This is a genomic window from Streptomyces sp. NPDC055078 (genome assembly GCF_053607985.1).
Genome location: NZ_JBSGUP010001171.1, coordinates 1 through 1,016 on the forward strand (window position 1 = coordinate 1; position 1,016 = coordinate 1,016).

Annotated in this window: 1 protein-coding gene; it reads right to left on the minus strand. The window is 69.9% G+C overall.

What is annotated here, in order from left to right; all coding sequences use genetic code 11:
* Positions 1–174 precede the first annotated feature (174 nt).
* The gene (locus ACWF94_RS41000) at positions 175–831 is read right to left on the minus strand and encodes a 3-oxoacid CoA-transferase subunit B (protein WP_453500467.1); all 657 of its coding nucleotides are present in this window, start codon (positions 829–831) and stop codon (positions 175–177) included.
* Positions 832–1,016: the final 185 nt, after the last annotated feature.

The window sequence follows — 1,016 nt, forward strand, 5'->3', positions numbered from 1 at the left end:
GGGAGCGGGGAGCCGCCACGGGCGGAGCGCGCGGCCCATCGGCGGACCGTCGCGCCCCGGCCGGGGCGCTCCCCTCGCTTGCCACTGACCTTCTGCCGCTCCGGACAGTTCCCACTGGTATCTTTATTGTATGCGCATGAATGTAACGGTTGGGGTCAGGCCGGCATTCCCACGTCAGACCGCCATGACGGCGGGCGGCTCGGGCACCAGCAGGGGCGGCTGTGTCGCGCTCCGTACGGCATCGGCGGTGACGCCCGGGGCCAGCTCCCGCAGCACCACACCCTGACCGGTGATGTCGAGGACGGCCAGATCCGTGATGACCCGCTGGACGACCCGGCTGCCGGTGAGCGGCAGGGTGCACTCATCGACGATCTTGTACGAACCGTCCTTGGCGAGGTGTTCCATCAGCACGATCACCCGCCGGGCGCCGTGCACCAGGTCCATGGCGCCGCCCATGCCCTTGACCATCTTTCCGGGGACGACCCAGTTGGCCAGGTCCCCCGCCGCCGAGACCTGCATTCCGCCCAGGACGGCCACATCGAGGTGGCCGCCGCGGATCATCCCGAAGCTGAGGGAGGAGTCGAAGAACGACGCGCCGGGGAGCGTGGTGACCGTCTCCTTGCCCGCGTTGATCAGATCCGGGTCGACATCCTCCGCGAGGGGGTAGGGCCCGACGCCGAGAATGCCGTTCTCGCTGTGCAGCATCACCTCGACGCCCGCGGGGAGATGACTGGGAATCAGGGTCGGCAGCCCGATGCCGAGATTGACGTACTGTCCGTCGGCCAGCTCCCGGGCCGCCCGGGCCGCCATCTGATGCTTCGTCAGTGCCATGATGCTGTCCTCTGCTCGCCTGTCCGGCGCGTATCGACTGCCTCGGTACGGCGCGTCTCGTCCACCCCGGTCCGGCGCGTGTCGACCGCCTGGGTACGGCGCGTCTCGTCCACCCCGGTCCGGCATGTCCCGACCGCCTGGGTACGGCGCGTGTCGACCGCCCGGGTACGGGGTCCGGTCGGTTC

What these genes read in the sequence shown, in the direction of transcription:
- ACWF94_RS41000 (WP_453500467.1), bottom strand. Translation starts at nt 831, where the DNA reads ATGGCACTGACGAAGCATCAGATGGCGGCCCGGGCGGCCCGGGAGCTG.